This is a genomic window from Pseudomonas sp. Marseille-Q5115, assembly GCF_916618905.1.
GTDB classification, from domain to species: domain Bacteria; phylum Pseudomonadota; class Gammaproteobacteria; order Pseudomonadales; family Pseudomonadaceae; genus Aquipseudomonas; species Aquipseudomonas japonica_A.
Map to the genome: position 1 here is coordinate 3420571 of NZ_CAKAKI010000001.1, position 25981 is coordinate 3446551.

General features: G+C 60.9%; 29 protein-coding genes. 18 read left to right on the forward strand and 11 right to left on the reverse strand.

Annotated elements, in window-relative coordinates; all coding sequences use genetic code 11:
* The first annotated feature begins 205 nt into the window (after positions 1-205).
* From LG385_RS15630 to pdeM, 7 genes are all read left to right on the forward strand, one after another.
* The gene (locus LG385_RS15630; RefSeq protein ID WP_181117311.1) at positions 206-985 is read left to right on the forward strand and encodes a transporter substrate-binding domain-containing protein; all 780 of its coding nucleotides are present in this window, start codon (positions 206-208) and stop codon (positions 983-985) included.
* A 97-nt stretch (positions 986-1082) separates the two neighbouring features.
* Positions 1083-1811 carry an ABC transporter permease gene (locus LG385_RS15635; RefSeq protein ID WP_225775033.1) on the forward strand — a complete coding sequence of 243 codons (729 nt, stop codon included), beginning with the start codon at positions 1083-1085 and terminating at the stop codon, positions 1809-1811.
* Positions 1808-2551 carry an ABC transporter permease gene (locus LG385_RS15640; RefSeq protein WP_375139707.1) on the forward strand — a complete coding sequence of 248 codons (744 nt, stop codon included), beginning with the start codon at positions 1808-1810 and terminating at the stop codon, positions 2549-2551. Before LG385_RS15635 ends, LG385_RS15640 begins: the two co-directional genes overlap by 4 nt.
* Before the next feature lie 9 nt (positions 2552-2560).
* Positions 2561-3676 carry a succinylglutamate desuccinylase/aspartoacylase family protein gene (locus tag LG385_RS15645; RefSeq protein WP_225775034.1) on the forward strand — a complete coding sequence of 372 codons (1116 nt, stop codon included), beginning with the start codon at positions 2561-2563 and terminating at the stop codon, positions 3674-3676.
* Positions 3677-3689: 13 nt separating this feature from the next.
* Positions 3690-4454: an ABC transporter ATP-binding protein gene (locus LG385_RS15650; protein WP_225775035.1), complete on the forward strand. Its 765-nt coding sequence runs from the start codon at positions 3690-3692 to the stop codon at positions 4452-4454.
* Positions 4455-4518: 64 nt separating this feature from the next.
* Entirely contained in the window at positions 4519-6999 is a 2481-nt protein-coding gene (locus LG385_RS15655; RefSeq protein ID WP_225775036.1) for a ligase-associated DNA damage response DEXH box helicase, read from the forward strand.
* Entirely contained in the window at positions 6996-7655 is a 660-nt protein-coding gene (gene pdeM / locus LG385_RS15660) for a ligase-associated DNA damage response endonuclease PdeM (protein ID WP_225775037.1), read from the forward strand. The genes LG385_RS15655 and pdeM overlap by 4 nt, the downstream gene beginning before the upstream one ends.
* 22 nt (positions 7656-7677) lie before the next feature.
* Here pdeM and LG385_RS15665 read toward each other — a convergent pair whose 3' ends face one another.
* The 3 genes from LG385_RS15665 to dcd all read right to left on the reverse strand — a co-directional run bounded on the left by LG385_RS15665 (position 7678) and on the right by dcd (position 9458).
* On the reverse strand, positions 7678-8481 hold the full coding sequence (locus tag LG385_RS15665) for a transporter substrate-binding domain-containing protein (protein ID WP_413247383.1): 804 nt from the start codon (positions 8479-8481) through the stop codon (positions 7678-7680).
* Between the two features lie 92 nt (positions 8482-8573).
* The gene (locus LG385_RS15670; protein WP_181117304.1) at positions 8574-8783 is read right to left on the reverse strand and encodes a hypothetical protein; all 210 of its coding nucleotides are present in this window, start codon (positions 8781-8783) and stop codon (positions 8574-8576) included.
* A gap of 108 nt (positions 8784-8891) precedes the next feature.
* Positions 8892-9458: a dCTP deaminase gene (gene dcd / locus LG385_RS15675; RefSeq protein ID WP_181117303.1), complete on the reverse strand. Its 567-nt coding sequence runs from the start codon at positions 9456-9458 to the stop codon at positions 8892-8894.
* Positions 9459-9760: 302 nt separating this feature from the next.
* Here dcd and LG385_RS15680 point away from each other — a divergent pair, with 302 nt between their 5' ends.
* Positions 9761-9970: a cold-shock protein gene (locus LG385_RS15680; protein WP_181117302.1), complete on the forward strand. Its 210-nt coding sequence runs from the start codon at positions 9761-9763 to the stop codon at positions 9968-9970.
* Positions 9971-10052: 82 nt separating this feature from the next.
* On the opposite strand, the gene apbC is transcribed toward LG385_RS15680, so the two are convergent.
* Positions 10053-11147 (reverse strand): iron-sulfur cluster carrier protein ApbC, encoded by a 1095-nt coding sequence (gene apbC / locus LG385_RS15685; RefSeq protein ID WP_225775039.1) that lies wholly within the window; start codon positions 11145-11147, stop codon positions 10053-10055.
* A 125-nt stretch (positions 11148-11272) separates the two neighbouring features.
* Between apbC and metG the strand changes: the two genes are divergently transcribed.
* From metG to LG385_RS15700, 3 genes are all read left to right on the forward strand, one after another.
* Positions 11273-13312: a methionine--tRNA ligase gene (metG, locus tag LG385_RS15690; protein ID WP_225775040.1), complete on the forward strand. Its 2040-nt coding sequence runs from the start codon at positions 11273-11275 to the stop codon at positions 13310-13312.
* A gap of 21 nt (positions 13313-13333) precedes the next feature.
* Positions 13334-13972 carry an endonuclease III gene (nth, locus tag LG385_RS15695; protein ID WP_225775041.1) on the forward strand — a complete coding sequence of 213 codons (639 nt, stop codon included), beginning with the start codon at positions 13334-13336 and terminating at the stop codon, positions 13970-13972.
* Positions 13973-14090: 118 nt separating this feature from the next.
* Positions 14091-14273 (forward strand): PA3496 family putative envelope integrity protein, encoded by a 183-nt coding sequence (locus LG385_RS15700; protein ID WP_225775042.1) that lies wholly within the window; start codon positions 14091-14093, stop codon positions 14271-14273.
* A gap of 74 nt (positions 14274-14347) precedes the next feature.
* Here the strand turns inward: LG385_RS15700 and LG385_RS15705 are convergent, their stop codons facing one another.
* The gene (locus tag LG385_RS15705) at positions 14348-14980 is read right to left on the reverse strand and encodes a response regulator transcription factor (RefSeq protein WP_181117297.1); all 633 of its coding nucleotides are present in this window, start codon (positions 14978-14980) and stop codon (positions 14348-14350) included.
* 387 nt (positions 14981-15367) lie between these two features.
* On the opposite strand from LG385_RS15705, the gene LG385_RS15710 reads away from it, so the two are divergent.
* Positions 15368-15883, forward strand: a complete 516-nt coding sequence (locus LG385_RS15710; protein ID WP_225775043.1) for a hypothetical protein — start codon at positions 15368-15370, stop codon at positions 15881-15883.
* A 48-nt stretch (positions 15884-15931) separates the two neighbouring features.
* Here the strand turns inward: LG385_RS15710 and LG385_RS15715 are convergent, their stop codons facing one another.
* Both LG385_RS15715 and LG385_RS15720 read right to left on the reverse strand, forming a co-directional pair.
* The gene (locus tag LG385_RS15715) at positions 15932-17149 is read right to left on the reverse strand and encodes an argininosuccinate synthase (protein ID WP_181117295.1); all 1218 of its coding nucleotides are present in this window, start codon (positions 17147-17149) and stop codon (positions 15932-15934) included.
* 121 nt (positions 17150-17270) lie between these two features.
* A complete protein-coding gene (locus LG385_RS15720; RefSeq protein ID WP_318781402.1) occupies positions 17271-18275 on the reverse strand; it encodes a flagellar protein MotY in 1005 nt (334 codons plus the stop codon).
* 244 nt (positions 18276-18519) lie between these two features.
* On the opposite strand from LG385_RS15720, the gene pyrC reads away from it, so the two are divergent.
* From pyrC to bfr, 4 genes are all read left to right on the forward strand, one after another.
* Positions 18520-19566 (forward strand): dihydroorotase, encoded by a 1047-nt coding sequence (gene pyrC / locus LG385_RS15725; protein WP_225776260.1) that lies wholly within the window; start codon positions 18520-18522, stop codon positions 19564-19566.
* Positions 19563-20237, forward strand: a complete 675-nt coding sequence (gene rnt / locus LG385_RS15730; RefSeq protein WP_225775044.1) for a ribonuclease T — start codon at positions 19563-19565, stop codon at positions 20235-20237. The genes pyrC and rnt overlap by 4 nt, the downstream gene beginning before the upstream one ends.
* 125 nt (positions 20238-20362) lie before the next feature.
* Positions 20363-20581, forward strand: a complete 219-nt coding sequence (locus tag LG385_RS15735; RefSeq protein WP_181117292.1) for a bacterioferritin-associated ferredoxin — start codon at positions 20363-20365, stop codon at positions 20579-20581.
* Between the two features lie 161 nt (positions 20582-20742).
* Positions 20743-21222 carry a bacterioferritin gene (gene bfr / locus LG385_RS15740; protein ID WP_225775045.1) on the forward strand — a complete coding sequence of 160 codons (480 nt, stop codon included), beginning with the start codon at positions 20743-20745 and terminating at the stop codon, positions 21220-21222.
* A gap of 67 nt (positions 21223-21289) precedes the next feature.
* Here the strand turns inward: bfr and grxD are convergent, their stop codons facing one another.
* Both grxD and LG385_RS15750 read right to left on the reverse strand, forming a co-directional pair.
* On the reverse strand, positions 21290-21631 hold the full coding sequence (gene grxD, locus LG385_RS15745) for a Grx4 family monothiol glutaredoxin (RefSeq protein WP_225775046.1): 342 nt from the start codon (positions 21629-21631) through the stop codon (positions 21290-21292).
* A 128-nt stretch (positions 21632-21759) separates the two neighbouring features.
* Positions 21760-22053 carry a hypothetical protein gene (locus LG385_RS15750; RefSeq protein ID WP_040261033.1) on the reverse strand — a complete coding sequence of 98 codons (294 nt, stop codon included), beginning with the start codon at positions 22051-22053 and terminating at the stop codon, positions 21760-21762.
* Positions 22054-22392: 339 nt separating this feature from the next.
* Between LG385_RS15750 and argF the strand changes: the two genes are divergently transcribed.
* Positions 22393-23313: an ornithine carbamoyltransferase gene (gene argF, locus LG385_RS15755; protein ID WP_181117288.1), complete on the forward strand. Its 921-nt coding sequence runs from the start codon at positions 22393-22395 to the stop codon at positions 23311-23313.
* Positions 23310-24377, forward strand: a complete 1068-nt coding sequence (locus LG385_RS15760; RefSeq protein ID WP_225775047.1) for an ABC transporter ATP-binding protein — start codon at positions 23310-23312, stop codon at positions 24375-24377. Before argF ends, LG385_RS15760 begins: the two co-directional genes overlap by 4 nt.
* 19 nt (positions 24378-24396) lie before the next feature.
* On the opposite strand, the gene LG385_RS15765 is transcribed toward LG385_RS15760, so the two are convergent.
* Both LG385_RS15765 and ybaK read right to left on the reverse strand, forming a co-directional pair.
* Positions 24397-25203, reverse strand: a complete 807-nt coding sequence (locus tag LG385_RS15765) for a PhzF family phenazine biosynthesis protein (RefSeq protein ID WP_225775048.1) — start codon at positions 25201-25203, stop codon at positions 24397-24399.
* Between the two features lie 33 nt (positions 25204-25236).
* Positions 25237-25707 (reverse strand): Cys-tRNA(Pro) deacylase, encoded by a 471-nt coding sequence (ybaK, locus tag LG385_RS15770; protein WP_181117285.1) that lies wholly within the window; start codon positions 25705-25707, stop codon positions 25237-25239.
* Positions 25708-25981: the final 274 nt, after the last annotated feature.

The window sequence follows — 25981 nt, forward strand, 5'->3', positions numbered from 1 at the left end:
AAACACTCTGCCTCGTAATGGCGCAGGGCGGTTGAACCCTTCGGGGCACCGGTTCGGTCAGAACTGCGACGCAAAGGGATTGCCATGCGTCTCGGCGGCCCGCCCATCAGGGACCATGGTGCGAATATTGCTATCACAATGATGTCTGGCACTCGCCGGTAACGCTGTACCTTCTGGCAAAAACCTTCGTCTTTAAGGACCGCAAATGAAAAAAACATGGCTGACCCTTTCCGCTCTGGCGCTTTGTCTGTCTGCTGGCGGCGCAATGGCCAAGGACTATAAAGAGCTGCGTTTCGGCGTTGATCCCTCCTACGCCCCCTTCGAATCCAAGGCCGCCGACGGCAGCCTGGTGGGCTTCGACATCGACCTGGGCAATGCCATCTGCAAAGAACTGAAGGTCACCTGCAAGTGGGTTGAAAGCGACTTCGACGGGATGATCCCGGGCCTGAAGGCGAACAAGTTCGACGGCGTGATCTCTTCGATGACCGTCACCCAGGCACGTGCCAAGGCCATCGACTTCTCGAACGAGCTGTTCTCCGGCCCAACCGCTTATGTTGGCAAGAAAGGCACCACCCTCACCCTCGAAGCACTCAAGGGTAAAACCGTGGGCTACGAGCAAGGCACCATTCAGGAGGCCTACGCCAAGGCCGTGCTGGACAAGGCTGGCGTGAAAACCCAGGCCTACCAGAACCAGGATCAGGTATACGCCGACCTGGTATCGGGCCGCCTCGACGCTTCCATCCAGGACATGCTGCAAGCCGAACTCGGCTTCCTCAAGTCCCCACAGGGCGCGGACTACGCGGTGAGCGAGCCGATCGTCAACGAAGAGCACCTGCCGGCCAAGACCGCGGTAGGCATCAAGAAAGGCAACAAGGAACTCCAGGCCCTGCTGAACAAGGGCATCGAGGCGCTGCACAAAGACGGCACCTACGAAGAGATCCAGAAGAAACACTTCGGCGACCTGAACCTGTACAGCGGTAAGTAAGCCTCCCCAAACGGCGCCCGCTCGCGCCCGCACGCTGGTTTCGGCCAGGCGTTCGCGGCGCGGGCGGGCGCCTTTATCGACTGTAAAGGGTTGATACATGCTTGATCACTTGTTGCAGAGCCTGGGGCTCTCGGCATTCAGTCTGAAAGGCTTCGGCCCCCTCCTTCTCGAGGGCACCTGGATGACTGTAAAACTCTCGTTGCTGTCGCTGCTGGTGGCCGTTTCCCTCGGCCTGATCGGCGCGAGCGCGAAACTTTCCAGCGTGGCCGCCTTGCGCGTGTGCGCGCAGATCTACACCACACTGATTCGCGGTGTGCCTGACCTGGTATTGATGCTGCTGATTTTCTACAGCTTGCAGATCTGGCTTACCCTGTTCACCGACGCCATGGAGTGGGACTACATCGAAATCAACCCCTTCGCGGCTGGGGTCATTACCCTGGGCTTCATCTATGGGGCGTATTTCACCGAAACCTTCCGTGGCGCCATCCTCGCGGTACCCCGTGGCCAGCAGGAAGCGGCCACCGCTTACGGCCTGTCCCGTGGGCAGCGTTTCCGCTATGTGATCTTCCCGCAGATGATGCGTTACGCCCTGCCCGGCATTGGTAACAATTGGATGGTCATGCTCAAGGCCACCGCCCTGGTGTCGATCATTGGCCTGGCAGACCTGGTAAAAGCCGCGCAGGACGCCGGCAAGAGCACCTATCAGCTGTTCTACTTCCTCGTGCTCGCCGGGCTTATCTACCTGCTGATCACCAGCGCCTCGAACTTCGTGCTGCGCCGGCTGGAGCGCCGGTTCAACGCAGGCACCCGGGAGGCCGTCCGATGATCGAGGCACTGCAGAATTACTGGGGCCCGCTGAACGAACTGATCAGCGACTACTGGCGCCCCTTCCTCTATACCGATGGCGTGAACGTGACTGGCCTGGCGATGACGCTGTGGCTGCTCAGCGCCTCCATCGCCATTGGTTTCGTGGTTTCGATTCCCTTGTCCATCGCTCGTGTGTCGCGCAAGTGCTGGATTCGCTGGCCGGTGCAGTTCTACACGTATGTGTTCCGTGGAACGCCGCTCTACATCCAGTTGCTGATCTGCTACACCGGCATCTACAGCCTGGAAGGCGTGCGCGATCAACCGTTGCTCAACGAGTTTTTCCGCAACGCCATGAACTGCACCATCCTGGCGTTTGCCCTGAACACGTGCGCCTACACCACGGAAATCTTCGCCGGCGCCATCCGCAGCATGGCCCACGGTGAAATCGAAGCAGCCAAGGCGTATGGCCTCAGCGGCTTCAAGCTGTATGCCCATGTGATCATGCCGTCGGTGTTGCGCCGTTCACTGCCGTTCTACAGCAACGAAGTGATCCTGATGCTTCACTCCACCACGGTCGCCTTCACCGCCACCGTGCCGGACATCCTCAAGGTCGCGCGGGACGCCAACTCGGCCACCTACATGACCTTCGAGTCGTTCGGGATTGCCGCACTGCTGTACCTGGTTGTCACCTTTACCCTGGTTGGGCTGTTCCGCCTTGCCGAACGCCGCTGGCTGGCCTTCCTTGGCCCGGCCCGATAAGGAGATCCGATGAAACAGCAACGCCACGAATTGCTCGCGCCGCTGCCCGGCACCGCGCGGGCCATCGAGAGCTTCCATTTCGGCCCCGAAGGCCAGGGCAAGATCTACATCCAGGCGTCCCTGCACGCTGATGAGATCCCCGGCATGCTGGTGGCCTGGTACCTCAAGCAGCGCTTCAACGAACTGGAGCAGGCCGGCCGCCTGCGCCGCGAGATCGTGCTGGTTCCGGTCGCCAACCCGGTGGGCCTGGAGCAGGTTCTCATGGACACGCCCCTGGGCCGCTACGAGCTGGAAAGCGGCGAAAACTTCAACCGCAGGTTCCTGGACCTCAGCGAGCAGGTGGGCGATGAGATCGAAGCCTCGCTGAGCCAGGATGAGCAACAGAACGTACAGCTTATCCGTGATGCACTACGCCGTGGCCTGTATGCTGAACCGGCCACCACCCAGTTGCAGTCACAGCGCCTTACCTTGCAGCGGCTGGCCTGCGATGCCGAAATGGTGCTGGACCTGCACTGCGACTTCGAAGCGGTCGAACACCTTTACACCACGCCTGAGGCCTGGCCCAAGGTGGAGCCGCTGGCCCGCTACCTGGGCTCCCAGGCCAACCTGCTGGCCACCGATTCGGGCGGGCAATCCTTCGACGAATGCTTCAGCCTGGTATGGCACAAGCTGAGCATGCGCTTCGCCGATCGCTTCCCCATTCCACAGGGCAGCTTCTCGGTGACCATCGAGCTGCGCGGCCAAGTGGATGTGAACCACGCACTCGCCAGCCGCGACGCTCAGGCCATCATCAGCTACCTGGAGCAGTACGGCGCCATCGACAGTACGCCCATGGACCAGCCCGAGCTGCTCTACCCCGCTACTCCGCTGGCCGGTGTGGAGCCGGTGAGCACGCCGGTGGGTGGCATTCTGGTGTTCTGCTGCATGCCTGGTGAATACCTGGAAGCCGGCCAATTGATCGCCGAGATCATCGACCCGCTGACCGACCGCGTCACCCAGGTGCACAACGAAAAGCCAGGGTTGCTCTACGCCCGTTCGCTGCGGCGCATGGCCACCGCCGGCATGGTGGTCGCTCGGATCGCCGGCCCCGAAGCCTACCGCAGCGGTTATCTCCTTTCTCCTTGAGGGCGCCACGCGCATGTACAAACTGACCATCGACGACCTGCACAAGCGCTACGGCGACAACGAAGTGCTCAAGGGCGTTTCGTTGAAAGCCCGCACGGGCGATGTGATCTGCCTGATCGGCGCGAGCGGCTCGGGCAAGAGCACCTTCCTGCGTTGCATCAACTTCCTGGAAACGCCCAACGCCGGCGCCATGAGCCTGGACGGCAACGTGATCGGCATGCGGGAAACCACCCATGGCCTGCATGTAGCCGACCCCGCCGAACTGCAGCGGCTGCGCACTCGCCTGGCCATGGTGTTCCAGCACTTCAACCTCTGGAGCCACATGACGGTGCTGGAAAACGTCACCATGGCGCCCCGGCGGGTGTTGGGCGTGAGCAAGCAAGAAGCTGAAACCCGCGCACGCGCCTATCTGGACAAGGTCGGCCTGCCTGCCCGCGTGGCCGATCAGTACCCGGCGTTCCTCTCCGGTGGCCAGCAGCAGCGTGTAGCCATCGCCCGCGCGCTGGCCATGGAGCCGGAGGTGATGCTGTTCGACGAGCCAACCTCCGCGCTGGACCCGGAGCTGGTAGGCGAAGTGCTGAAGGTGATTCAGGGCCTGGCCGAGGAAGGCCGCACCATGATCATGGTGACCCACGAAATGGCGTTCGCCCGCCAGGTATCGAGCCAGGTGCTGTTCCTGCACCAGGGCCGCGTGGAAGAACAAGGCGTCCCTGCGGACGTGCTCGGCAACCCGAAAAGCGAGCGCCTGCGCCAGTTCCTCAGTGTCAACCTGAAGTAACGGTTAAACGAATCCGTTGCCGGCGTGGTCACTGAAGAAAGCCTTCGGAGCCACGCCGCCCCTCATGCCACGCCCCCCCGATTACGCCAAAGCCTGGTTCGCTGCCTGCGGCTGGAAACCCTTTCCCTTTCAGAAGGCCCTTTGGGCAGCCAATGCCCGTGGCGAGTCGGGGCTGTTGCACGCCAGCACGGGCTCAGGCAAAACCTACGCCGTGTGGTTCGCGGCGCTGCAAGCCTTCGCCCCGGAAGCGCCGCCAATCACTGCCAGGCGCAAGGCGGCTGCCCCCTTGCGAGTGCTGTGGATTACCCCCATGCGTGCGCTGGCCGCCGATACGCACCGGGCCTTGCTCGCGCCTGTGGAAGCGCTGGAGATCAACTGGACGGTGGGCCTGCGCACTGGCGATACCAGCAGTGCCGAGCGCGCGCGCCAAGGCCGCCGCCTGCCGAGCGCGCTGGTGACCACACCCGAAAGCCTGACGCTGATGCTGGCTCGCGAGCAGGCCCGCGATGAGCTGGCCACCCTAGGCATGGTAGTGGTGGACGAATGGCACGAACTGCTTGGCAACAAGCGGGGCGTGCAGCTGCAACTGGCCTTGGCGCGGCTACGCCAATGGAATCCGGCCTTACGCGTGTGGGGCATCTCTGCCACCTTGGGCAACCTTGAGCATGCCCAACAGGTGTTGCTGCCCCAGGGCGGCGGCACGCGCATCGAAGGTGGCACCGCCAAGGTCATCCAGGTAGACACCTTGCTTCCTGCCGCGATCGAACGCTTCCCTTGGGCGGGGCACATGGGCCTGCGCATGCTCGATCAAGTGGTGGAGCAGTTGGAGGCAAGCCAGAGCAGCCTGGTTTTCACCAATACCCGGGCGCAATCGGAGGTGTGGTATCAGGCCATTCTCGAAGCGCGGCCTGAATGGGCCGGCCTGATCGCGCTGCATCATGGGTCGCTGTCGCGGGAAGTGCGCGAGTGGGTGGAGATGGCCCTGAAAGAGGGGCATTTGAAGGCCGTGGTGTGTACGTCCAGCCTGGACCTGGGCGTGGACTTTCTGCCCGTGGAGCGCGTGCTGCAAATTGGCTCGGCCAAGGGCGTGGCCCGGTTGATTCAACGTGCCGGGCGGTCTGGGCATGCCCCCGGGCGGCCCTCGCGGGTTACCTTGGTGCCCACCCATAGCCTGGAGCTGGTAGAAGCTGCAGCGGCCCACGACGCCCTTGAAGCTCGCCGGGTCGAACCTCGCGAATCGCCCGAAAAACCGCTGGATGTGCTGGTGCAGCACTTGGTAACCATCGCATTGGGCGGGGGCTTCGTGCCAGATGAGTTGTTGGCGGAAGTGCGCAGCGCCTGGGCCTATCGCCACCTTACCGATGACGAATGGGGCTGGGCGCTTGCGTTCGTGCGCCATGGCGGCGCCAGCCTTACCGCCTACCCGGATTACCGACGAGTCGAGCCAGACGCCGACGGCATCTGGCGGGTACCCGACGCGCGCATTGGGCGTCGTCACCGCATGGGCATCGGCACCATCGTCAGCGATGCCAGCCTCCACTTGAAGTACTGGAGCAAAGGCGGCGGGGGCCGATCATTGGGCAGCGTGGAAGAGGGTTTTATCGCGCGGCTACGCCCCGGCGAGGCATTTCTGTTCGCTGGCAAGGTGCTGGAGTTGGTGCGAGTGGAAAACATGACTGCCTATGTGAAGCGCGGCAGCGGCAAGAAGCCCTCCGTGCCGCGCTGGAATGGCGGGCGCATGCCACTGTCCAGCGAACTCGCCGATGCATTGGTCGCCAAGCTGGACGATGCCAGCCAGGGTATCTACGCCAGCGCGCCGATGCACGCGGTGCGCCCGTTGCTGGAGGTGCAGCAACAATGGTCCGCCCTCCCTACCCGACATACCCTGCTGGCTGAAAGCCTCAAGTCCCGCGAGGGCTGGCATTTGTTCCTGTACCCCTTCGCCGGGCGCCTGGTGCATTTGGGCCTGGCCAGCCTGCTGGCATGGCGGCTTGGCCAGCAGCGCCCGATCAGTTTCTCGATCGCGGTCAATGACTACGGCATGGAATTGCTCAGCCCCAGCGAAGTGGACTGGGGTCAGGCACTGAACAGCGAAGTGTTATCGCCTGCGGGGTTATTGGAGGACGCCTTGGCCAGCCTGAATGCCGGAGAGCTGGCGCTGCGACGCTTCCGGGAAATTGCGCGTATTTCCGGGCTGGTGTTCGGCGGCTACCCCGGCGCCCAGAAAAGCACCCGACAGGTTCAGGCCTCCAGCGGGCTGTTCTTCGAAGTGTTCAAGCAATATGACGCTGGCAACCTGTTGCTGACCCAGGCGCAGGAGGAGGTGCTGCGACAGGAGCTGGATGTGGTGCGCCTGGAGCAAACCCTTCAGCGGATCGCCGAGCGGCAGCTGGACCTGCGTACGGTAAAGCGCCCTACCCCGCTGAGTTTTCCGCTGTTAGTGGAGCGGATGCGCGAAAGCATGAGCTCCGAGAAGCTGGCAGACCGTATTGCACGCATGGTGAACGACCTCGAAAAAGCCGCCGGGCCAGAGGCACGACCATGAGCGGTGATCGCGAGTTGGTAGTAGCCGGCGAGCAGTTATGGTTGTTGGGCGAGAAAGCTATCTGGTGGCCCAGCCAACGGGCACTACTGATCGCCGACGCCCACTTTGGCAAGGCAGCCGCCTATCGAAGCCTGGGCCAGCCCGTGCCCCACGGCACCACCGGCACCAACCTGGCGGTACTGCAGCAGGTAATCGACCGCCACCCGGTGGAGCAGCTGATTTTCCTGGGCGACTTTCTTCATGGCCCGGGTTCCCACGCGGCCGGTACGTTGAACCAGTTGCGGGAATGGAGGGCGGCGAACCCGACATTGCGGATTGTGCTGATACGGGGTAACCACGACCACCGTGCCGGAGACCCGCCGCCCGACCTGGGCTTTGAAGTGGTTGCCGAGCCATTACTGCTAGGCAACCTGGCCCTGCAGCATGAGCCTCACCCTCACCCGGAACGCCATGTATTGGCCGGGCACGTGCACCCGGTGTTTTTCCTCACCGGCACGGGCCGCCAGCGATTGCGGCTGCCGTGCTTTCACGTAGGCCAACAGGTCACCCTGTTACCGGCCTTTGGCGCGTTCACTGGCGGGTTCGCCGTCGATCGCAAGCCTGGAGTGAAGTTGTTTGTGGTTGGCGATGGGCAGGTGTGGCCGGTGGCGGGGTGAGCGCATAAAACCTGTACGAGCTTTATTTGCGCGCCGGCTGCCAAGGGTAATCCAGCCAGTGCTGCATACGCTGGTCGAACCGGCCGCTGGCAATTTCCAGATGCAGCCATTGATCCACATAGGCCTTCAGGGCAACGTCCTGGGGCAGCAAGGCTGCTTTCTCGGAGAAGTCGAACGGCGCATCGGGGTGAACGGCACATAGCTCGGGGTGGAGCTTCTGTTGAAGGCGCGTCTCCACCGCATCCGTCATCATCAGATCAGCCTTTCCCTCTACGATCTGCTCGAAGATGGTCACGTTGTCCGGATGCACCAGGATCTGCGCCTGCTTGAGGTTGGCTCGGGCGAATTTCTCGTTGGTGCCGCCCGGGTTGACTACCGCCTTGACCTGCGGCTGGTCGATCTGGGCCAGGGTCTGATAGCGATCCTTGTTGGCACAAAGGGTTATTGGCGTCTTGCCGTCACGCTGATAGGGCAGCGAGAAAAACGCCTTTTTCTGCCGTTCCAGGTTCACTGATACGCCCGACAGCGCCAAGTCGTACTTGTCCGCGGCAAGGTCCGTCATCAGCGATGGCCAGCTGGTAGGGACCACTTCCAGCTTTACCCCGAGCGAGTCGGCCAGGCCCTTCGCGATGTCCAGGTCGAGCCCAATATACTGGCCGTTCTCTGGGGTCTTGTAGCTGAAGGGCTTGTAATCGCCAGTAGTGCCCACTCGCAGCACGCCACGATCCAGCACGGCTTGCAGATGATTGGGAGGCGGCTCGGCAGCCTGGGCGTAGGGGATGAGGGCAACGGCAAACAGGCAGGAAGCTAGGAACCGCTTGGGCAGGAGCTGAGCACGCATGGCAGGCCTTGATTGTGGTAATTGTAAAAGGGCTTCATCGCGAAGCCCTTTTACCTCAACTGGCTAGCCTGCGTAAATCACGCTACGGGCGCAGGGGGCGGTTGGTCGGGGATGGTGGGTTCACCAGGTTCGCTTGGTTGTTGAAAAGGTGTGTCAGGATCTGGCTGCCCCGGCACGCCTCCCGCCTGCATGACGGAGGGGTTGGCAAGCAGCGACCAGGCGAGCATGCCGACATGGTTCGGCCGCAGCGAGGCGAGCTTTGCACTGATGGTCGGGTCGATTTTCATAGGCACTCCTGAGCGTGGGCCCGTTTCGAAATACAAAATCGGGGAGTTCACACGGTAGAGTGACAGAACCGGGGCAAATTCCCCCGGTTCGTCGGCCCGCGCAAGTTTTCATGTACGCGGAAGCGTAACTCCGCGTTGGCCTTGATATTTTCCGCCGCGGTCCTTGTACGAGACTTCACATTCTTCATCCGACTCAAGGAACAGCATCTGCGCCACGCCCTCGTTGGCGTAGATCTTCGCCGGCAAGGTCGTAGTGTTGGAGAACTCCAGGGTGACGTGCCCTTCCCACTCCGGTTCCAGCGGGGTCACGTTCACGATGATCCCGCAGCGGGCATAGGTGCTCTTGCCCAGGCAGATGGTCAGCACATTGCGGGGTATGCGGAAATACTCGACGGTGCGGGCCAGAGCGAACGAGTTCGGCGGGATGATGCACACGTCACTCTTGATATCGACGAAGCTCTTTTCGTCGAAATTCTTCGGGTCCACCGTGGCCGAGTTGATATTGGTGAATACCTTGAATTCGTCAGCGCAACGCACATCGTAGCCGTAGCTGGACACCCCGAAGGAAATCACCCGGTCGGCCCCTTCGCCACGCACCTGGCGCTCGACGAAAGGTTCGATCATGCCGTGGTCCTGCGCCATGCGGCGGATCCACTTGTCTGATTTGATGCTCATGGGGGGCGTCCTGAAAGGGTAGAGATACACGTGCCGTGCATCTTACCGGGCCTGAGGCATGGGTTCAAAGCGCACCGAGGCACGATGGCACTGTCATGGCTCACTCCATTGCCCACTGCTCCTGATGAAATGGGCATTGGCAGGCCGAGGAAAAAGGTTTAAGGTGGCGCCACTGTGCTGCTTGTGTCACCGGGAATTACTGCAGGATGTTCATCATCAAGAAGAATTTTCATGCTCTTTGCACTCAGTTCCGGCCTGGGCTGTTCCAGCGCCGCAGTTAACTTTGTCCAAGGAGATATACCATGTCCAATCGCCAAAACGGCACCGTCAAGTGGTTCAACGACGAGAAAGGCTACGGCTTCATCACCCCTGAGTCGGGTGACGACCTCTTCGTACACTTCAAAGCCATCCAGTCCGACGGCTTCAAGTCGCTGAAAGAAGGCCAAGCTGTATCCTTCGTCGCTACCCGCGGCCAGAAAGGCATGCAAGCTGAAGAAGTCACTGTTCGCTGAACACTGGCTTGAGCAACACCTCGCTTCGGTGAGGTTGCGCTAAAAAAACCCCGCCTCGGCGGGGTTTTTTATTGCCTGCATTTCAGTCGTCAGACACGCTGATGGTCGGCAAGGGCGCGGCCTGCGCGGCCTCACGCGCAATGCGTGCGCCTACCCGACGGGCCAGGTCCTGGTAAACCATTGCGATCTGGCTGTCGGGTTCGGCGATCGCCGTGGGTTTGCCGCTGTCGGCCTGCTCGCGGATGGTCATCGACAGGGGCAGCGAAGCGAGCAGCTCCACACCGTATTCTGCCGCCAGGCGAGTACCGCCGCCTTCACCGAACAGGTGTTCGGCATGGCCGCAATTCGAGCAGATGTGCACGGCCATGTTCTCGACCACGCCCAATACCGGGATCTGCACCTTGCGGAACATTTCGACACCCTTGCGGGCGTCCAGCAAGGCCAGATCCTGCGGCGTGGTCACGATCACCGACCCGGCCACTGGAACCTTTTGCGCGAGGGTGAGCTGGATGTCACCCGTGCCCGGAGGCATGTCGATTACCAGGTAATCCAGGTCATTCCACGCGGTCTGGGTGATCAGCTGCAGCAGGGCACCGGACACCATCGGCCCTCGCCACACCACCGGCGTGTTGTCATCGGTAAGAAAGGCCATGGACATGACCTCTACCCCATGGGCCATCAGCGGAACGAACCACTTCTGCTCGCGTACCTGGGGCCGCGTACCTTCAGGGATGCCAAACATCACACCTTGGCTCGGGCCGTAGATATCCGCATCGAGAATGCCCACCTTGGCCCCCTCGCGGGCGAGCGCCAGTGCCAGGTTGGCTGCGGTGGTGGATTTACCCACCCCGCCTTTGCCGGAGGCGACCGCGATGATGTTCTTGACCGTCGCCATCGCCGGAACCTGGGCCTGGGCCTTGTGCGGCTGGATGCTGGAGCGCACATGAACCCTGGCCTGGCTGACCCCTTCCAGGCCTTCGATAGCGATCTGTAGAGTTTGCGCCCAGCCCGCCTGGAACAGCCCGGCGGCGTAACCCAGGCACAGATCGACCTCCACGCGCGGGCCGTCGATACGAACCGCTTCAACGCAGCCGGCGCTGACCGGGTCCTGCTCGAGGTAAGGGTCGGTGTACTGACGCAGCACGTTTTCAATCGCTGCGCGGGTGACGATGCTCATGGCAACTCCCTGGGGCAAGGCTTTCGGATAGCCGCCTATGCTACCTGTTCGGCCCCGCTGATGAAAAAAAAACCGCGGCGCTTTATAGTGTTCGGTCTTCGTTCCAGTTCAAGTAGCCGAGCCTTATGTCCGAGCCACGCCAGATTCTCGTTACCAGCGCCCTGCCCTATGCCAATGGTTCCATCCACCTGGGCCATATGGTCGAGTACATCCAGACCGACGTCTGGGTGCGCTATCAGAAGCTGCGCGGCAACCAGTGCATCTATGTGTGCGCCGACGACGCCCACGGCTCGGCGATCATGCTGCGCGCAGAAAAGGAAGGCATCACCAACGAACAGCTGATCGACGCGGTCAAGGCCGAGCACAGCGCCGACTTCGCCGATTTCCTCGTGGAGTTCGATAATTTCCATTCCACGCACTCGGAAGAAAACCGCGAGCTGTCCAGCGAGATCTACCTGCGCCTTCGCGACGCCGGCCATATCGCCACCCGCTCGGTGACCCAGTATTTCGACCCGGAAAAAAACATGTTCCTGGCCGACCGCTTCATCAAGGGCACCTGCCCCAAGTGCGGCACGCCAGATCAATACGGCGACAACTGCGAGAAATGCGGCGCCACTTACGAGCCCACCGACCTGAAAGATCCGAAGTCGGCTATCTCCGGGGCTACCCCGGTACTTCGGGACTCGAAGCACTTCTTCTTCAAGCTGCCGGATTTCCAGGCCATGCTACAGGCCTGGACCCGCAGCGGTACCCTTCAGGACGCGGTGGCCAACAAATTGGCCGAATGGCTGGATTCGGGCCTGCAGGAGTGGGACATCTCCCGTGACGCGCCCTACTTCGGGTTCGAGATCCCAGGTGAGCCCGGCAAATACTTCTATGTATGGCTGGACGCGCCGATCGGCTACATGGCCAGTTTCAAGAACCTTTGCGCGCGGCGCCCGGAGCTGGACTTCGACGCGTTCTGGGGCAAGGATTCCACCGCCGAGCTGTACCACTTCATCGGCAAGGACATCGTCAACTTCCACGCGCTGTTCTGGCCAGCCATGCTCGAAGGCGCCGGCTTCCGCAAGCCCACCGCCGTAAGCGTGCATGGCTACCTGACTGTGAACGGGCAGAAAATGTCCAAGTCGCGCGGCACCTTCATCAAGGCTCGCACCTACCTGGAACACTTGTCGCCCGAATACCTGCGCTACTACTACGCATCCAAGCTGGGCCGCGGCGTAGACGACCTGGACATGAACCTTGAAGACTTCGTGCAGAAGGTCAATTCCGACCTGATCGGCAAGGTGGTGAACATCGCCAGCCGCTGCGCCGGGTTCATCCACAAGGGCAACGCTGGCCGCCTGGTGGCCGGCAACGCCGAACCGGAACTGACCGCCGCATTCGTGGCGGCCGCCCCAGCTATCGCGGACGCCTATGAAAACCGCGACTTCGCGCGGGCCATGCGGGAAATCATGGCGCTGGCCGACCGCGCCAATGCCTGGATCGCTGACAAAGCGCCATGGGCCCTGGCCAAGCAGGACGGCAAACAGGCCGAGGTGCAGGCAATCTGTGCAGTGGGCGTCAATCTGTTCCGCTTGCTGATGATCTACCTAAAGCCGGTTCTGCCTACCCTGGCCGCCGATGCCGAAGCGTTTCTCAATGTGGAACCGCTTCGTTGGGACGACCACCACACCCTCCTGGCCGACCACCCGCTCAACGCCTTCAAGCCGCTGATGACGCGTATCGACCCGGCGCGGGTGGAAGCCATGGTGGAGGCCTCGCGGGAAAACCTGGCGCCTACCGCACCGCCGGCACCAACAGGCAACGGCGAGCTGGTAGCCGACCCGCTGGCTTCAGAGATCGACTTCGACGCCTTCGCTGCAGTCGATCTGCGCGTGGCGCGCATCTTGAAGGCCGAAGCGGTGGAAGGCGCGGACAAGCTGCTACGCCTTACGCTGGACCTGGGCGACGAGCAGCGGAATGTCTTCTCGGGTATCAAGAGTGCCTATCCTGATCCGGCAGCATTGGAAGGCCGCCTGACCATGATGATCGCCAACCTCAAGCCACGCAAAATGCGCTTCGGGGTATCCGAAGGCATGGTGCTGGCGGCCGGCCCTGGCGGTTCGGAGATCTACCTGCTGAGCCCGGACAGCGGCGCCAAGCCTGGGCAGCGGATCAAATAAGTACCTGCAAGGACCCGACCGATGAATGCTGCCAAGCGGCTGGAGATTTTCCGCCGCTTTCACGAAGACAATCCTGAACCTCGGACAGAGCTGGCCTATACCACCGCGTTCGAGTTGTTGATCGCGGTCATTCTGTCGGCGCAGTCCACGGATGTGGGCGTGAATAAGGCCACGGCCCGCTTGTTTCCAGTCGCCAACACCCCCGAAGCCATTCTGGCCTTGGGGGTGGAAGGGCTTTCGGAATACATCAAGACCATCGGCCTTTACAACAGCAAGGCGAAAAACGTCATAGCAACTTGCCGCATGCTGGTCGAACAGCATGGTGGTGTAGTGCCGGAAAGCCGTGAAGCGCTGGAAGCCTTGCCAGGCGTGGGGCGCAAAACGGCGAACGTAGTACTCAACACCGCGTTCCGTCAGCTCACGATGGCGGTGGACACCCATATATTCCGGGTGAGCAATCGCACGCGCATAGCCCCTGGCAAAAACGTGGTCGAGGTAGAAATGGCACTACTGCGGCATGTGCCAAAACCCTACCTTCTTGACGCCCATCACTGGCTCATCCTCCACGGGCGTTACGTTTGTCAGGCTCGCAAGCCTCGTTGCGGTAGCTGCCGTATCGAGGATCTGTGCGAGTACAAGGCAAAAACGTCCGACGATTGAAAAAACCGTCGCGGCGCTATGTTGACGATTGAAAAAATCTCTTTTACCCACTCTGGATTTGCCGATATAAGGTGCGCGAAGAGCGCCCCGTGGATGCCTGCCAGGCTGGAGTGGACGAATGACGACAGAGAAAGAAGAGCTGGAAGTGGTGGACGAAGATTTTGCTGTAATCGACGCCGATGAAGTCGAGCCGGTGGTCGAGGTAACCAAGACCAACCTGAGCAAGCGCCGGACCATCGACAATCTGCTGGAAGAGCGACGCCTGCAGAAACAACTGGACGACTACAACTTCGATTTCTAGCCGGCTGCGAAGGCCGCTGCCTGGGGAGCCACCGCTCTGGCGGCCCCTTTACCGGGGCCCTACCCGTCAATTGGCTAACCGACGATCCCGTTGCGCTGGGCGACCTCTACCAGGTCTACCAGAGATTTGGCGTTGAGCTTCATGAGCAGCCGGGTTTTATAGGTGCTGACAGTCTTGTTGCTGAGCAGCATCGCATCGGCAATCTGCTTGTTCGTGCGCCCCCGCGCCAGTTGTTGCAAGACCATCATTTCCCGACTGGACAGCCGCTGCACTAATTCCTTCTCGCTCACGTTCCCCATATGGCTGCGAACTGGATGCAGTGCTTGGTTGGGAAAATAGCTGTAACCCGACAATACGGCCTTGATCGCACTCAACAACTCCGTGAGATCCTGCTGTTTGCACACATAGCCCGCCGCCCCCGCCTGCATGCATCGCATCGAAAAGTGACCGGGCGCCTGGGAAGTGAGTACCAGCACACGCATGTGCGAAATCGAGCCTGCGGTGAGACGGCTGATGACTTCCAGTCCATCCAGCCGGGGGATGCCAATATCCAGGATAACGATATCGGGCTGCGCTTCGCGGGCCAGTTGCAGTGCATCCGCGCCGTTGTCGGTTTCGCCGACGACATCGTAACCATGGCGTTCCATTAACATACGTACCGCCAGGCGTATCACGGGATGGTCATCCACGATGAGTACTTTGTTCATGAGCTAATCCGATTGTTGCTGTTTATTGTGGAGCAAGGAAACATAGCCCAGTTTTCAGTGGCAGGTGTTACCGGAATTACTGGTTAGTGGAGTCTAAGATTCTCCTTACATGCGTGATCGAAATATCCTACAACTAACCTCGAGCGTTCGATTCCTGGATGCGGTGTGCATGGCAATGAGTGGGGAACGTTACACGCCCCTTCCCCGGACATCAATTGCGGCGCCCGGTTTTAAGCTGTCAACCTGTTACAGGTTGACGGTTTTACGGATAACTTCGGTTAAAAGGGCTTCACTTCGCTCTAGCGTTATCTAGTGCGGGAACCTGCTGGGCAAGCCCTATGCTGGTATCGAGACCGCAACGGTCGCCTTCAAGGACAAGGAATGACCATGAATATTTCGGCCCACTCCATCAATAACCCCCTGGCACTTATCGCAGTGCTTGCCGCCACCACCGAAGCCTCTGCCCTGGCCAGCCTCCCCCTGCTCGACGTGCGCAACCAGCAGGTATTCGTCTGGTTCCTTGTAGGCTTCCCCCCGTTTCTGACCGCTCTTTTTTTCATAACCTTGAATTTCAACCGGCAGGCTTTCACAGCCGGAAACGCTGACCCGCCTGCCCAATACCGGGAAGAAGCCGGCATCCCCGAAGCAGCAGCCATTGATCGCCCCGAGGCAACCGCCAAGCCTGCCCTTCCTGGCACGCCCGCCTCGACTTCGCTTTCGCCTGCGCACAGCACTGCGGATATTGGCCTGAAACCCGTGGCGGTCGAATTGCAGATCGTGGATAACGTTGAAGAGCTAGAACGCGAGGCGTTGTTTACTCTGGTACAGCAGTGGGCCCAAGGCACCCATGAAGAGGGGACGCAAGCGAAGCCGTGTGGCCTGATGCTGCTGAAACGGACCTGAAAAAAAACCGCGGCCCAGGCCGCGGTTCTTGTATGGCGCGTACGCACCTCAACCGAGGTGGCGGCCTTTGTTTGCGGCAATCCTCATGCGCAAAGCGTTGAGCTTGATGAAGCCTGCGGCGTCCGCCTGGTTGTAGGCCCCACCGTCTTCCTCGAAGGTCGCGATAGTGGCATCGAACAGCGAATCATCGGATTTGCGACCCACAACGATGACGTTGCCCTTGTACAGCTTCAGGCGCACTACCCCATTCACATGGGCCTGGGAGGCATCGATCATCTGCTGCAGCATCAACCGCTCGGGGCTCCACCAGTAGCCGGTGTAGATCAGGCTGGCATACCGGGGCATCAGCTCATCCTTGAGGTGAGCAACTTCGCGGTCGAGGGTGATCGACTCGATCGCCCGGTGCGCCTTGAGCATGATGGTGCCGCCGGGGGTTTCGTAGCAGCCGCGGGATTTCATGCCCACATAGCGGTTTTCGACGATATCGAGACGGCCGATACCGTTCTCGCCACCGATGCGGTTGAGGTCAGCCAGCACGGTAGCCGGGCTTTTTTCCACGCCGTCGATAGCGACGATATCGCCGTTGCGGTAGGTCAATTCCAGATAGGTCGGCGTATTCGGCGCGGCCTCGGGTGAAACCGTCCAACGCCACATATCCTCTTCGTGCTCGGTCCAGGTGTCTTCCAGCACACCGCCCTCGTAGGAGATGTGCAGCAGGTTGGCATCCATCGAGTACGGGGACTTCTTCTTGCCGTGGCGCTCGATCGGGATAGCGTGCTTCTCGGCGTAATCCATCAGCTTCTCACGGGACAACAAGTCCCATTCACGCCACGGAGCGATCACCTTCACGCCCGGCTTGAGCGCGTAGGCGCCCAACTCGAAGCGCACCTGATCATTGCCCTTGCCGGTAGCACCATGGCTGATCGCATCCGCGCCCGTTTCGTTGGCGATTTCGATCAGGCGCTTGGCAATCAGCGGACGGGCGATCGACGTACCCAGCAGGTACTCGCCCTCGTATACGGTATTGGCGCGGAACATCGGGAATACGAAATCACGCACGAACTCTTCGCGCAGGTCGTCGATGTATACCTCTTTCACGCCCATTGCCTGGGCCTTGGCACGCGCGGGCTCGACTTCCTCGCCCTGGCCCAGGTCAGCGGTGAAGGTCACCACTTCGCAGTTGTAGGTATCCTGCAGCCACTTGAGGATCACCGAGGTGTCCAGGCCGCCGGAATATGCCAGAACGACCTTTTTTACGTCCGCCATGCCATCACTCCACGGGGTTTTGCTGAAAGCCGCCGATTCTACCGCCGACTGCCGTGGATTTACAGTAGCGCGACAGGCACTGTTAGTGAAGCGACAATAATCGCGGCCGTTCGCGCAGGTTTCAGCCCTTCGCCGCCGGTTTGCCTGCAGCCGGAGCAGAGGCAGGCACCGCCGCCGGTGTGCTTGCGGGTGCTGGTGCGGCGGCCGGCGCTGCTGCTGCCTCGGCTGGTGCAACCGCAGGAGCCGGCGCAACATCAGGGACAGGTTTTTTGGCAAGCTCGATGTTCACCCGCCGGTTACGGGCACGGTTGGCAGCGGAGTTGTTGGGCACCAGGGGGTACTGCTCGCCGTGGAAGCGCACGTCGATGCGCTCTTCCGGCACGCCATGGGCTTTGAGGTAGTCGGCCACAGCCAGCGCTCGTCGGCGCGACAATTCGCGGTTGGTGAGGCGATTTCCGCTGTTGTCCGAATGCCCATCCAGTTCGATATGGTTGACCGCAGGATCTGCCTTCATGAACGCCAGGATAGTGTCCAGGCGCGCCTTGGCCCCCGCACTCAGGTCCACAGCGGTGCCCGGGAAGGGAATCTGGCTCATGCGTACCTGATCGAAATTCATCGGCAACAGTTTTGCCGTGCACGCTTGATAGTCATTCCATGCCTTGGTGAATTTGACCGGCAACAGGCGTACTTCCATTGGCTGCCCCGTCTCGCTGGAGACAGTGCGCACCACCGTGCTGCGACCTTCCATCAGCCCGCTGATAAGGCCGCTGGCCTGTCCTTGACTGGACGTCAGCACAACAGGCCCACCGCTCAGACGCGCCGCGCCCAGACTGACGTCTGCCCTGCCCGGCTGCCAAGGCGCCGCAGCGGCCATCAGTGTAGCGCTGCCCGTCCCCAGCGCGGCAATGCTGCTATTAAGGCGGAACACCACTTTTTCGCCAGCCCGGCGAACGAACTGGCCTTCGCCGAAATCAGCGACTGGCTGGCTCAAGCGGCATTCGAAGGCATCGCCCTCGACCTTCCACTCCACATTTTCCAGCCTTGTCTGGAAGGTGAACGCCATCGCTGGCGCTGTAGCGAGGCCACAGGCGATCAAGGATAAACAGGCAAGGAAACGATGGCCCACGGCGGACTCCGGTGCAGATGACTACGTACCCACTGCGTATCGGTCGCCTCGCGTCAAACTTGATAGCGGATGCTGCCACGAGGCTTTTCCGGTAGCATTCGCCCAAGCCCGTCATACTGGCAGCTAGCAGCGACGCCTCGGCGATGGCAGCGCCTGGCCGGGCCGCGCTCGGCCAGGGCTGCGGTTTCGCCATATCCGCTTCGCTGCCGGCGCCCCCATGAGTTCGACCCGCCTGGTACCTTTCATGTCCGACCGCATCACCCTGCTACGTCCAGACGACTGGCACATTCACCTACGCGACGGCGCCGCCCTGGCCCAGACCGTTGCCGACGTCGCGCGCAACTTCGGCCGCGCAATCATCATGCCCAACCTTGTGCCACCGGTGCGTAACGCCGAGCAGGCGGGCGAGTATCGTCAGCGCATCCTTGCCGCTCGCCCGGCCGGGAGCGCTTTCGAACCCTTGATGGTGCTCTACCTCACCGACCGTACCCAGCCCGATGACATCCGGTCGGCCAAGGCCTGTGGTTATGTACATGCCGCCAAGCTGTATCCGGCAGGCGCAACCACCAACTCCGATTCCGGTGTAACGTCCATCGATCGGTTGTTCCCGGTGCTTGAAGCCATGGCCGAGGAAGGCATGCCGCTGCTGGTGCACGGGGAAGTGACCCACGCGGATATCGACGTATTCGATCGCGAAAAAGCCTTCATCGACGAACACATGAGCCGGATCGTCGCACGCTTTCCCACGCTCAAGGTGGTGTTCGAGCACATCACCACCGCTGACGCGGTTGCGTTCGTGAACGCTGCCAACAGCAACGTGGGCGCCACCATCACTGCCCACCATCTGCTCTACAACCGCAACCACATGCTGGTCGGAGGCATTCGGCCGCACTTCTATTGCTTGCCGATCCTCAAGCGCAACACCCATCAGAACGCCTTGATCGAAGCCGCTACGAGCGGCAATGCGAAGTTCTTCCTGGGTACCGATTCTGCCCCCCATGCACGGCATGCCAAGGAAGCCGCCTGCGGTTGCGCGGGTTGCTACACCGCCTATGCCGCGATCGAACTGTATGCCGAGGCCTTCGATCAGGCGGGCAGGCTTGATCAGCTGGAAGGTTTCGCCAGCCTGCACGGGCCCCGGTTCTATGGCCTGCCGGTCAATACCTCGAAGATCACCCTGGCCCGCGAAAGCTGGGTAGCGCCGTCGGCCCTGGCCTTCGGCGAACATGAAGTCGTGCCCCTGCGTGCGGGTGAAGCCCTGCAGTGGCGAGTAGTGGAGACACAAGCGTGAGCGAAGACCAATTCGACGACGACCTCGACGGCCCGTCCTCATCCGCCAGCCGCCACCCCATGGCGGCTCGCTTTCGGGGCTATCTGCCGGTAGTAGTGGATGTGGAAACCGGCGGTTTCAACAGCGCCACCGACGCGTTGCTGGAAATTGCAGCGACCACGATCGGGATGGACGAAAAGGGCTTTGTGTTTCCGGACCACACCTGGTTCTTCCGTGTAGAGCCGTTCGCCGGCGCTAACATCGAGGCGGCCGCGCTTGAGTTCACCGGTATCAAGCTCGACCACCCGCTGCGCATGGCCGTGAGCGAGGAAAGCGCGCTTACGGATATCTTCCGTGGCGTGCGCAAGGCGCTCAAGGCCAATGGCTGCAAGCGCGCGATCCTGGTGGGCCACAACAGCAGTTTCGATCTTGGCTTCCTCAATGCGGCGGTCGCCCGCAACGACCTCAAGCGCAACCCGTTCCATCCGTTCTCCAGCTTCGACACCGCTACGCTTGCCGGGCTGGCTTATGGGCAGACGGTTCTGGCCAAGGCGTGCCAGAGCGCGGACATCGACTTCGATGGGCGCGAGGCCCACTCGGCCCGCTACGACACCGAGAAAACCGCCGAGCTGTTCTGCGGCATCGTGAACCGCTGGAAGGACATGGGTGGCTGGCGCGATTTCGACGCCTGATTTCATGACAAGCGTCGGGTACCTTTCATCGCCCGGCGCTTCAATCTCTCCTTGGCGTTTTGACACGCATTCTCATTAACATTAAGATCCGGGCATTCGAGTCATACAGCGACGGTGCCAGCGATATGTATGTTTGCCTCTGCACAGGTGTTACCGACGGTCAGATCCGTGAAGCCATCTATGAAGGCTGCTGCAGTTATCGGGAAGTCCGCCAGGCTACGGGGGTAGCCAGCCAGTGCGGGAAATGCGCCTGCCTCGCCAAGGAAGTGGTTCGTGACACCCTCGCGGAAGTCCGCACTGCCCAAGCCGTTTCGACCTTTCCAGCAGAGTTCACAGCTGCCTGACCAAACCGCTTGCTTTTAATTCGCTTTCCCATTGGCGGTTTAACGCAAATTCCTTCCATTGCCGTTCACATTCGCGATGGTTTGTGCTGCAAATGCCCGTTTGACACCGCCTTTTCCGGCGCGCAAACTTTCGGGCATCTGCACCTGCACAGGCAAAAATCATGAAAGGTGACGTCAGCGTCATACAGCATCTCAATCGTGTTCTCGGCAACGAGCTGATCGCCATCAATCAGTATTTCCTGCATGCGCGCATGTACGAAGACTGGGGCCTTAACAAGCTCGGCAAGCACGAGTACGACGAGTCCATCGATGAGATGAAACACGCCGACAAGCTCATCAAGCGCATTCTCTTCCTGGAAGGCATTCCCAACGTCCAGGAGCTGGGCAAGCTGTTGATCGGTGAGCATACCCGCGAGATGCTCGAATGCGACCTGAAGCTGGAGCAGAAAGGCGTAATGGACTTGCGCGCCGCCATCGCCCACTGCGAAACCGTAGGGGATTACGGTAGCCGGGACCTGCTCGAGGATATCCTCGAATCCGAGGAAGAACACATCGACTGGCTGGAAACCCAGCTGGGCCTGATCGACAAGATCGGCATCGAAAACTACCTGCAATCGGGAATGGGCGAAGAAGACGCCTGACGTTCCCGAGTGCAATAAAAAGCCCCGCCAGTGCGGGGCTTTTCTATTCCAGGCTGCCGTCAGGCATTCATGCGCCGGCCTGAGGCTCTGCCGTTTTGGCGACCGCGCCCTTGATCAGGGTTTGCAGTTCGCCATTGGCCGCCATCTCCGCAACGATATCGCTGCCGCCTACCAGTTCGCCCGCTACCCACAGCTGCGGGAACGTAGGCCAGTTGGCGTACTTGGGCAGGTTGGCGCGAATTTCAGGATTCTGAAGAATATCCACATAAGCGAATTTCTCGCCGCAACCCATGATCGCTTGCACCGCACGCGCGGAGAAGCCGCATTGTGGGGCGTTGGGCGAGCCCTTCATGTAGAGCAGGATGGTATTGCTGGCGATCTGGTCTTTGATGGTTTCAATGATATCCATGGGCACCTCAGGCTTGGCTACTCGACACCTGCGCGTCGACACGTGCCGCCATTGTAACGGAAAGCCGAGTGCAACGCTCGGTCTTCACCCGGCTGGCCAGCTATTGCGCCTGCTCCAGACAGCAACGCCTACTGCATCGCATTGCCGGAAGGCGGACTGAGCATTTCGATCTCGGTAATGGTTTCGACTTCGTCCTGCGGGACATGTACGCCGGTCATCTCGCCGATGATCTGCCAGTGGGCGTCCAGCTCCGAGCTGATTGTCGCCATTCGATCGATCATGTGCCTACCCGCCTCGCGGGCTACCTTGTCTTCGCTTCGCAGCAACTCGAACGACATGGTGGTGATCGATGCGGTGAGATGGGTAAGCGTGCGGGCCGTTAACCCAAGCAACTCCATCAACTGTTTTTCCTTCGCTTCCATTCGGGACTCCCTGTGTCGCGTGGGGCGCATTATCACCCACGGCAGAGCGTTGTGGAATGCTGTCACGTCAAAGCAGCCTCTTTGATGTGACACCCCTCAAGAAACGGACTCCACCCTGCGGCCGGCGTTCACCCCGATAGCGACGAATGGCGTGGTGACATGCCTGGCAATGGCATGGCGTTGAAAATCTGTGACAGCCGTTGGTAATAGGCGACATTTTTTTATACCATCGCGTCCTCCTTAACGATTCGCCGCCCCGTGCGGCCTTCGCCGACAGGTGCTCGCCTCCCCAGGGTCAGCGCGGCCCTGTATCCGGCATGTTGCAAAAAGGTAGTTAAAATGAGCGCCAGGCACTTTCTTTCCCTTATGGATCTCAGCCCCGACGAACTCTCACGGGTGATTCGCCGAGGAATCGAGCTCAAAGGCCTGCGCGACCGAGGCGTGCTGCACGAGCCGCTGAAAAACCGCGTACTCGGGATGATTTTCGAAAAATCCTCAACGCGCACACGCGTGTCCTTCGAGGCGGGGATGATTCAGCTCGGCGGCCAGGCAATCTTCCTGTCATCGCGAGACACGCAGCTGGGCCGTGGCGAACCCGTCGAAGATTCCGCCATCGTGATGTCAAGCATGCTCGACGCCGTGATGATCCGCACCTTCGCTCACTCCACCGTAACGACGTTCGCGGCAAATTCCCGCGTGCCGGTGATCAACGGGCTATCGGATGATTCGCATCCCTGCCAATTGCTGGCAGACATGCAAACCTACCTCGAACATCGCGGCTCCATTCAGGGCAAGACCGTGGCGTGGATCGGCGATGGCAACAATATGTGCAACAGCTACATCGAAGCTGCCGTGCAATTCGATTTTCACCTGAATGTGGCATGTCCCGAAGGGTATGAGCCAGATGCGCGCTTCCTGGCCCAGGCCGGGGACCGTGTGACAGTGCTCCGCGACCCTCGCGAGGCGGTCCGCGGTGCTCACCTCGTCAGCACGGACGTGTGGACCTCCATGGGCCAGGAGGATGAAGCGCAACAGCGCCTGGCGCGCTTCAAGCCTTACCAGGTCACCAAGGAACTGCTCGATCTGGCCGCTCCGGACGTGGTATTCATGCACTGCCTGCCTGCCCACCGCGGCGAAGAGATCAGCCACGATCTGCTCGACGACCCACGATCGGTCGCCTGGGATCAGGCAGAAAACCGCCTGCACGCCCAGAAAGCGCTGCTTGAATACCTCGTCAAACCTGCCATCCGAGCCGAATGAACGCTTCCGCATTATTGAGCTTGAACGCCCTGGCCTGTGGTTACGCAGGCCAACGCGTTGTCCAGAACCTCGACCTGCAACTTGCCCCGGGCGAAATCGGCTGCCTTCTTGGGGCCTCCGGCTGTGGCAAAACCACCACACTGCGAGCCATTGCCGGCTTCGAGCCTGTGCACGAAGGAGAGATTCGCCTTGCCGGCGAAGTGATCTCCAGCCACGGCTACACCCTGGTCCCGGAAAAACGCCGTATCGGGATGGTGTTCCAGGACTACGCCCTGTTCCCCCACCTTACAGTCGCCCGGAATATAGCGTTCGGCCTGGGCAAGCGCGCCGACGCCCCCCAGGTGATCAACGAGATGCTGGAACTGGTGAAGTTGCAAGGGTTGGGAGAACGCTTCCCCCACGAGTTGTCCGGCGGGCAGCAGCAACGCGTCGCCCTCGCTCGGGCGTTGGCCCCCGAGCCCCAGCTGCTATTGCTCGATGAGCCCTTCTCCAACCTTGATGTGGAACTGCGCCGCCGCCTGAGCCGCGAGGTCCGCGATATCCTGAAGGGCCGTGGCATCAGTGCGATCCTGGTGACCCACGATCAGGAAGAAGCCTTCGCGGTGAGCGACAAGGTCGGGGTTTTCCGCCGGGGGAACCTTGAGCAATGGGATACGCCCTACAACCTGTACCATCAGCCGCAAACGCCTTTTGTGGCCAGTTTCATCGGCCAGGGATACTTCATCCGGGGTGAGCTCATCAGCCCTGACACGGTTCATACCGAACTGGGCGAACTGCGCGGTCACCGGTCTTACGGGTGGCCCACCAATGCCGCGGTAGATGTGCTGCTGCGCCCCGATGACATCGTGCTGGCACCCGACAGCAGCCTGCGAGGGAAAATCACGGGCAAGAGCTTCCTGGGGGCATCCACCCTCTATCAGTTGCGCTTACCCACGGGAAGCCAGGTCGAAGCATTGTTCCCCAGCCATGCGGATTACCCAGTCGGCGAAGCCGTAGGCATCGCTGTCGCGGCCGAGCATCTGGTGCTGTTCGAAGCGCCTGGCAGCGTTCCGGCACACCTGTAAACCATCCTGGCAACGCCGCTCAGGCGGCTCCCTGCTCGGCACCCACCCCTGCGAGCAACCGGCCGGAAGCCATCAGTGTCACCTGGCCCCCGATGTGAACCCGCTCGCCCTCCAACCGGCAGGCCAGTTGGCCACCGCGGCGGGAGCACTGGTACGCGCTGAGCGTGTTCTTGCGAAGCCGCCGGGCCCAGTATGGGACCAGGCTACAGTGAGTTGTGCCCGTTACAGCGTCTTCTGGAATGCCCAGGCGGGGCGCGAAAAACCGGGAAACAAAGTCGTGCTGCTCACCTCGCGCGGTAATCACTATCCCGATCCACATCAGCCGCCCCAAGGCTGCGAAGTCGGGCTGGCAGGCACGCACCGCCGCCTCGGACTCCAGCACCACGAACAACTCATTGGCGCCTAGCACGTCGATGATATCCACGCCCAAGGCACGCTGGACCTCAAGGCTTACACCCTCCTCATCGGGGTATTGGGCAGGCAGGTCCAGCCACAAGCGCTCGCTGTCACGGCTCACGATGAGTGGGCCGCTGCGGCTGATGAACTCCAGCGTGTCTGACGCTTCAGCGTAGATCAGCTGCAGCACATGGGCTGCGGCCAACGTGGCATGACCGCACAGTGGCACCTCCACACGCGGGGTAAACCAGCGGATGCGCCACCCTCCTCCCTCGCGAACTACGAAAGCGGTTTGTGAAAGGTTATGTTCAGTGGCTATCCGCTGCAGCAGCTCATCGGGCAGCCAGCGGTCCAGGCGATACACAATGGTGGGATTGCCGCCAAAGGGGCCGCTCGAAAACACATCAACCTGGTGATACTCCAGATGCATACACCCCCCTGATGCACTCCACCGTCTACCCGCTCAGCCTTTCCCGATAGCCGCGAACGCAGCTGTAGTGAGAGTGGCCAATGCACTGGCGGGCAGTTCAACTTCCAGGCCACGTCGCCCTGCACTGACGAATATAGTTTCGAAGCCGCTTGCGCGCGCGTCGATGAAGGTACGCAGGCGTTTCTTTTGCCCCAGGGGGCTGATACCTCCTAGCAGATAGCCCGTGGCTCGCTGAGCGGCCAAAGGATCTGCCATGTCACACTTCTTCACCCCGGCAGCCTGGGCCAGTGCCTTGAGGTCCAGGCTCCCCACCACCGGCACCACTGCGACCAGCAGCTCATGCCGCTCGCTGGCGGCAAGCAATGTCTTGAATACCCGCTCAGGCTCCAGCCCGAGCTTCTCGGCAGCTTCGAGCCCATAGGAAGGCGCTTTGGGATCATGCTCATAAGCATGGACCTGATAGGTGACGCGGTGTTTCTTCAACAGGTCAATGGCGGGGGTCATGGTTTCGACGGCAACCGAGGCAACGATTTGAAACCCAAGCTTATATGCAAAGACGTGAATTGGCGCGCCCGCCGCGCGCGGACAGGGTTCTGACTCAAAAAGGTTCGAATCCGATCTTTACATACGCATTTACTGGTTATATTTTTTCGTTTGCGAATGCAGGGCAGAACCTTTTTGCCTTGAGTTCGTCTATTCCGTCCGAGAACGTCCCCGGCTGATTTTATGGCCACGCCGCGTGACGGTACGCTGAACAACAACAAAAATGAGGTACTGG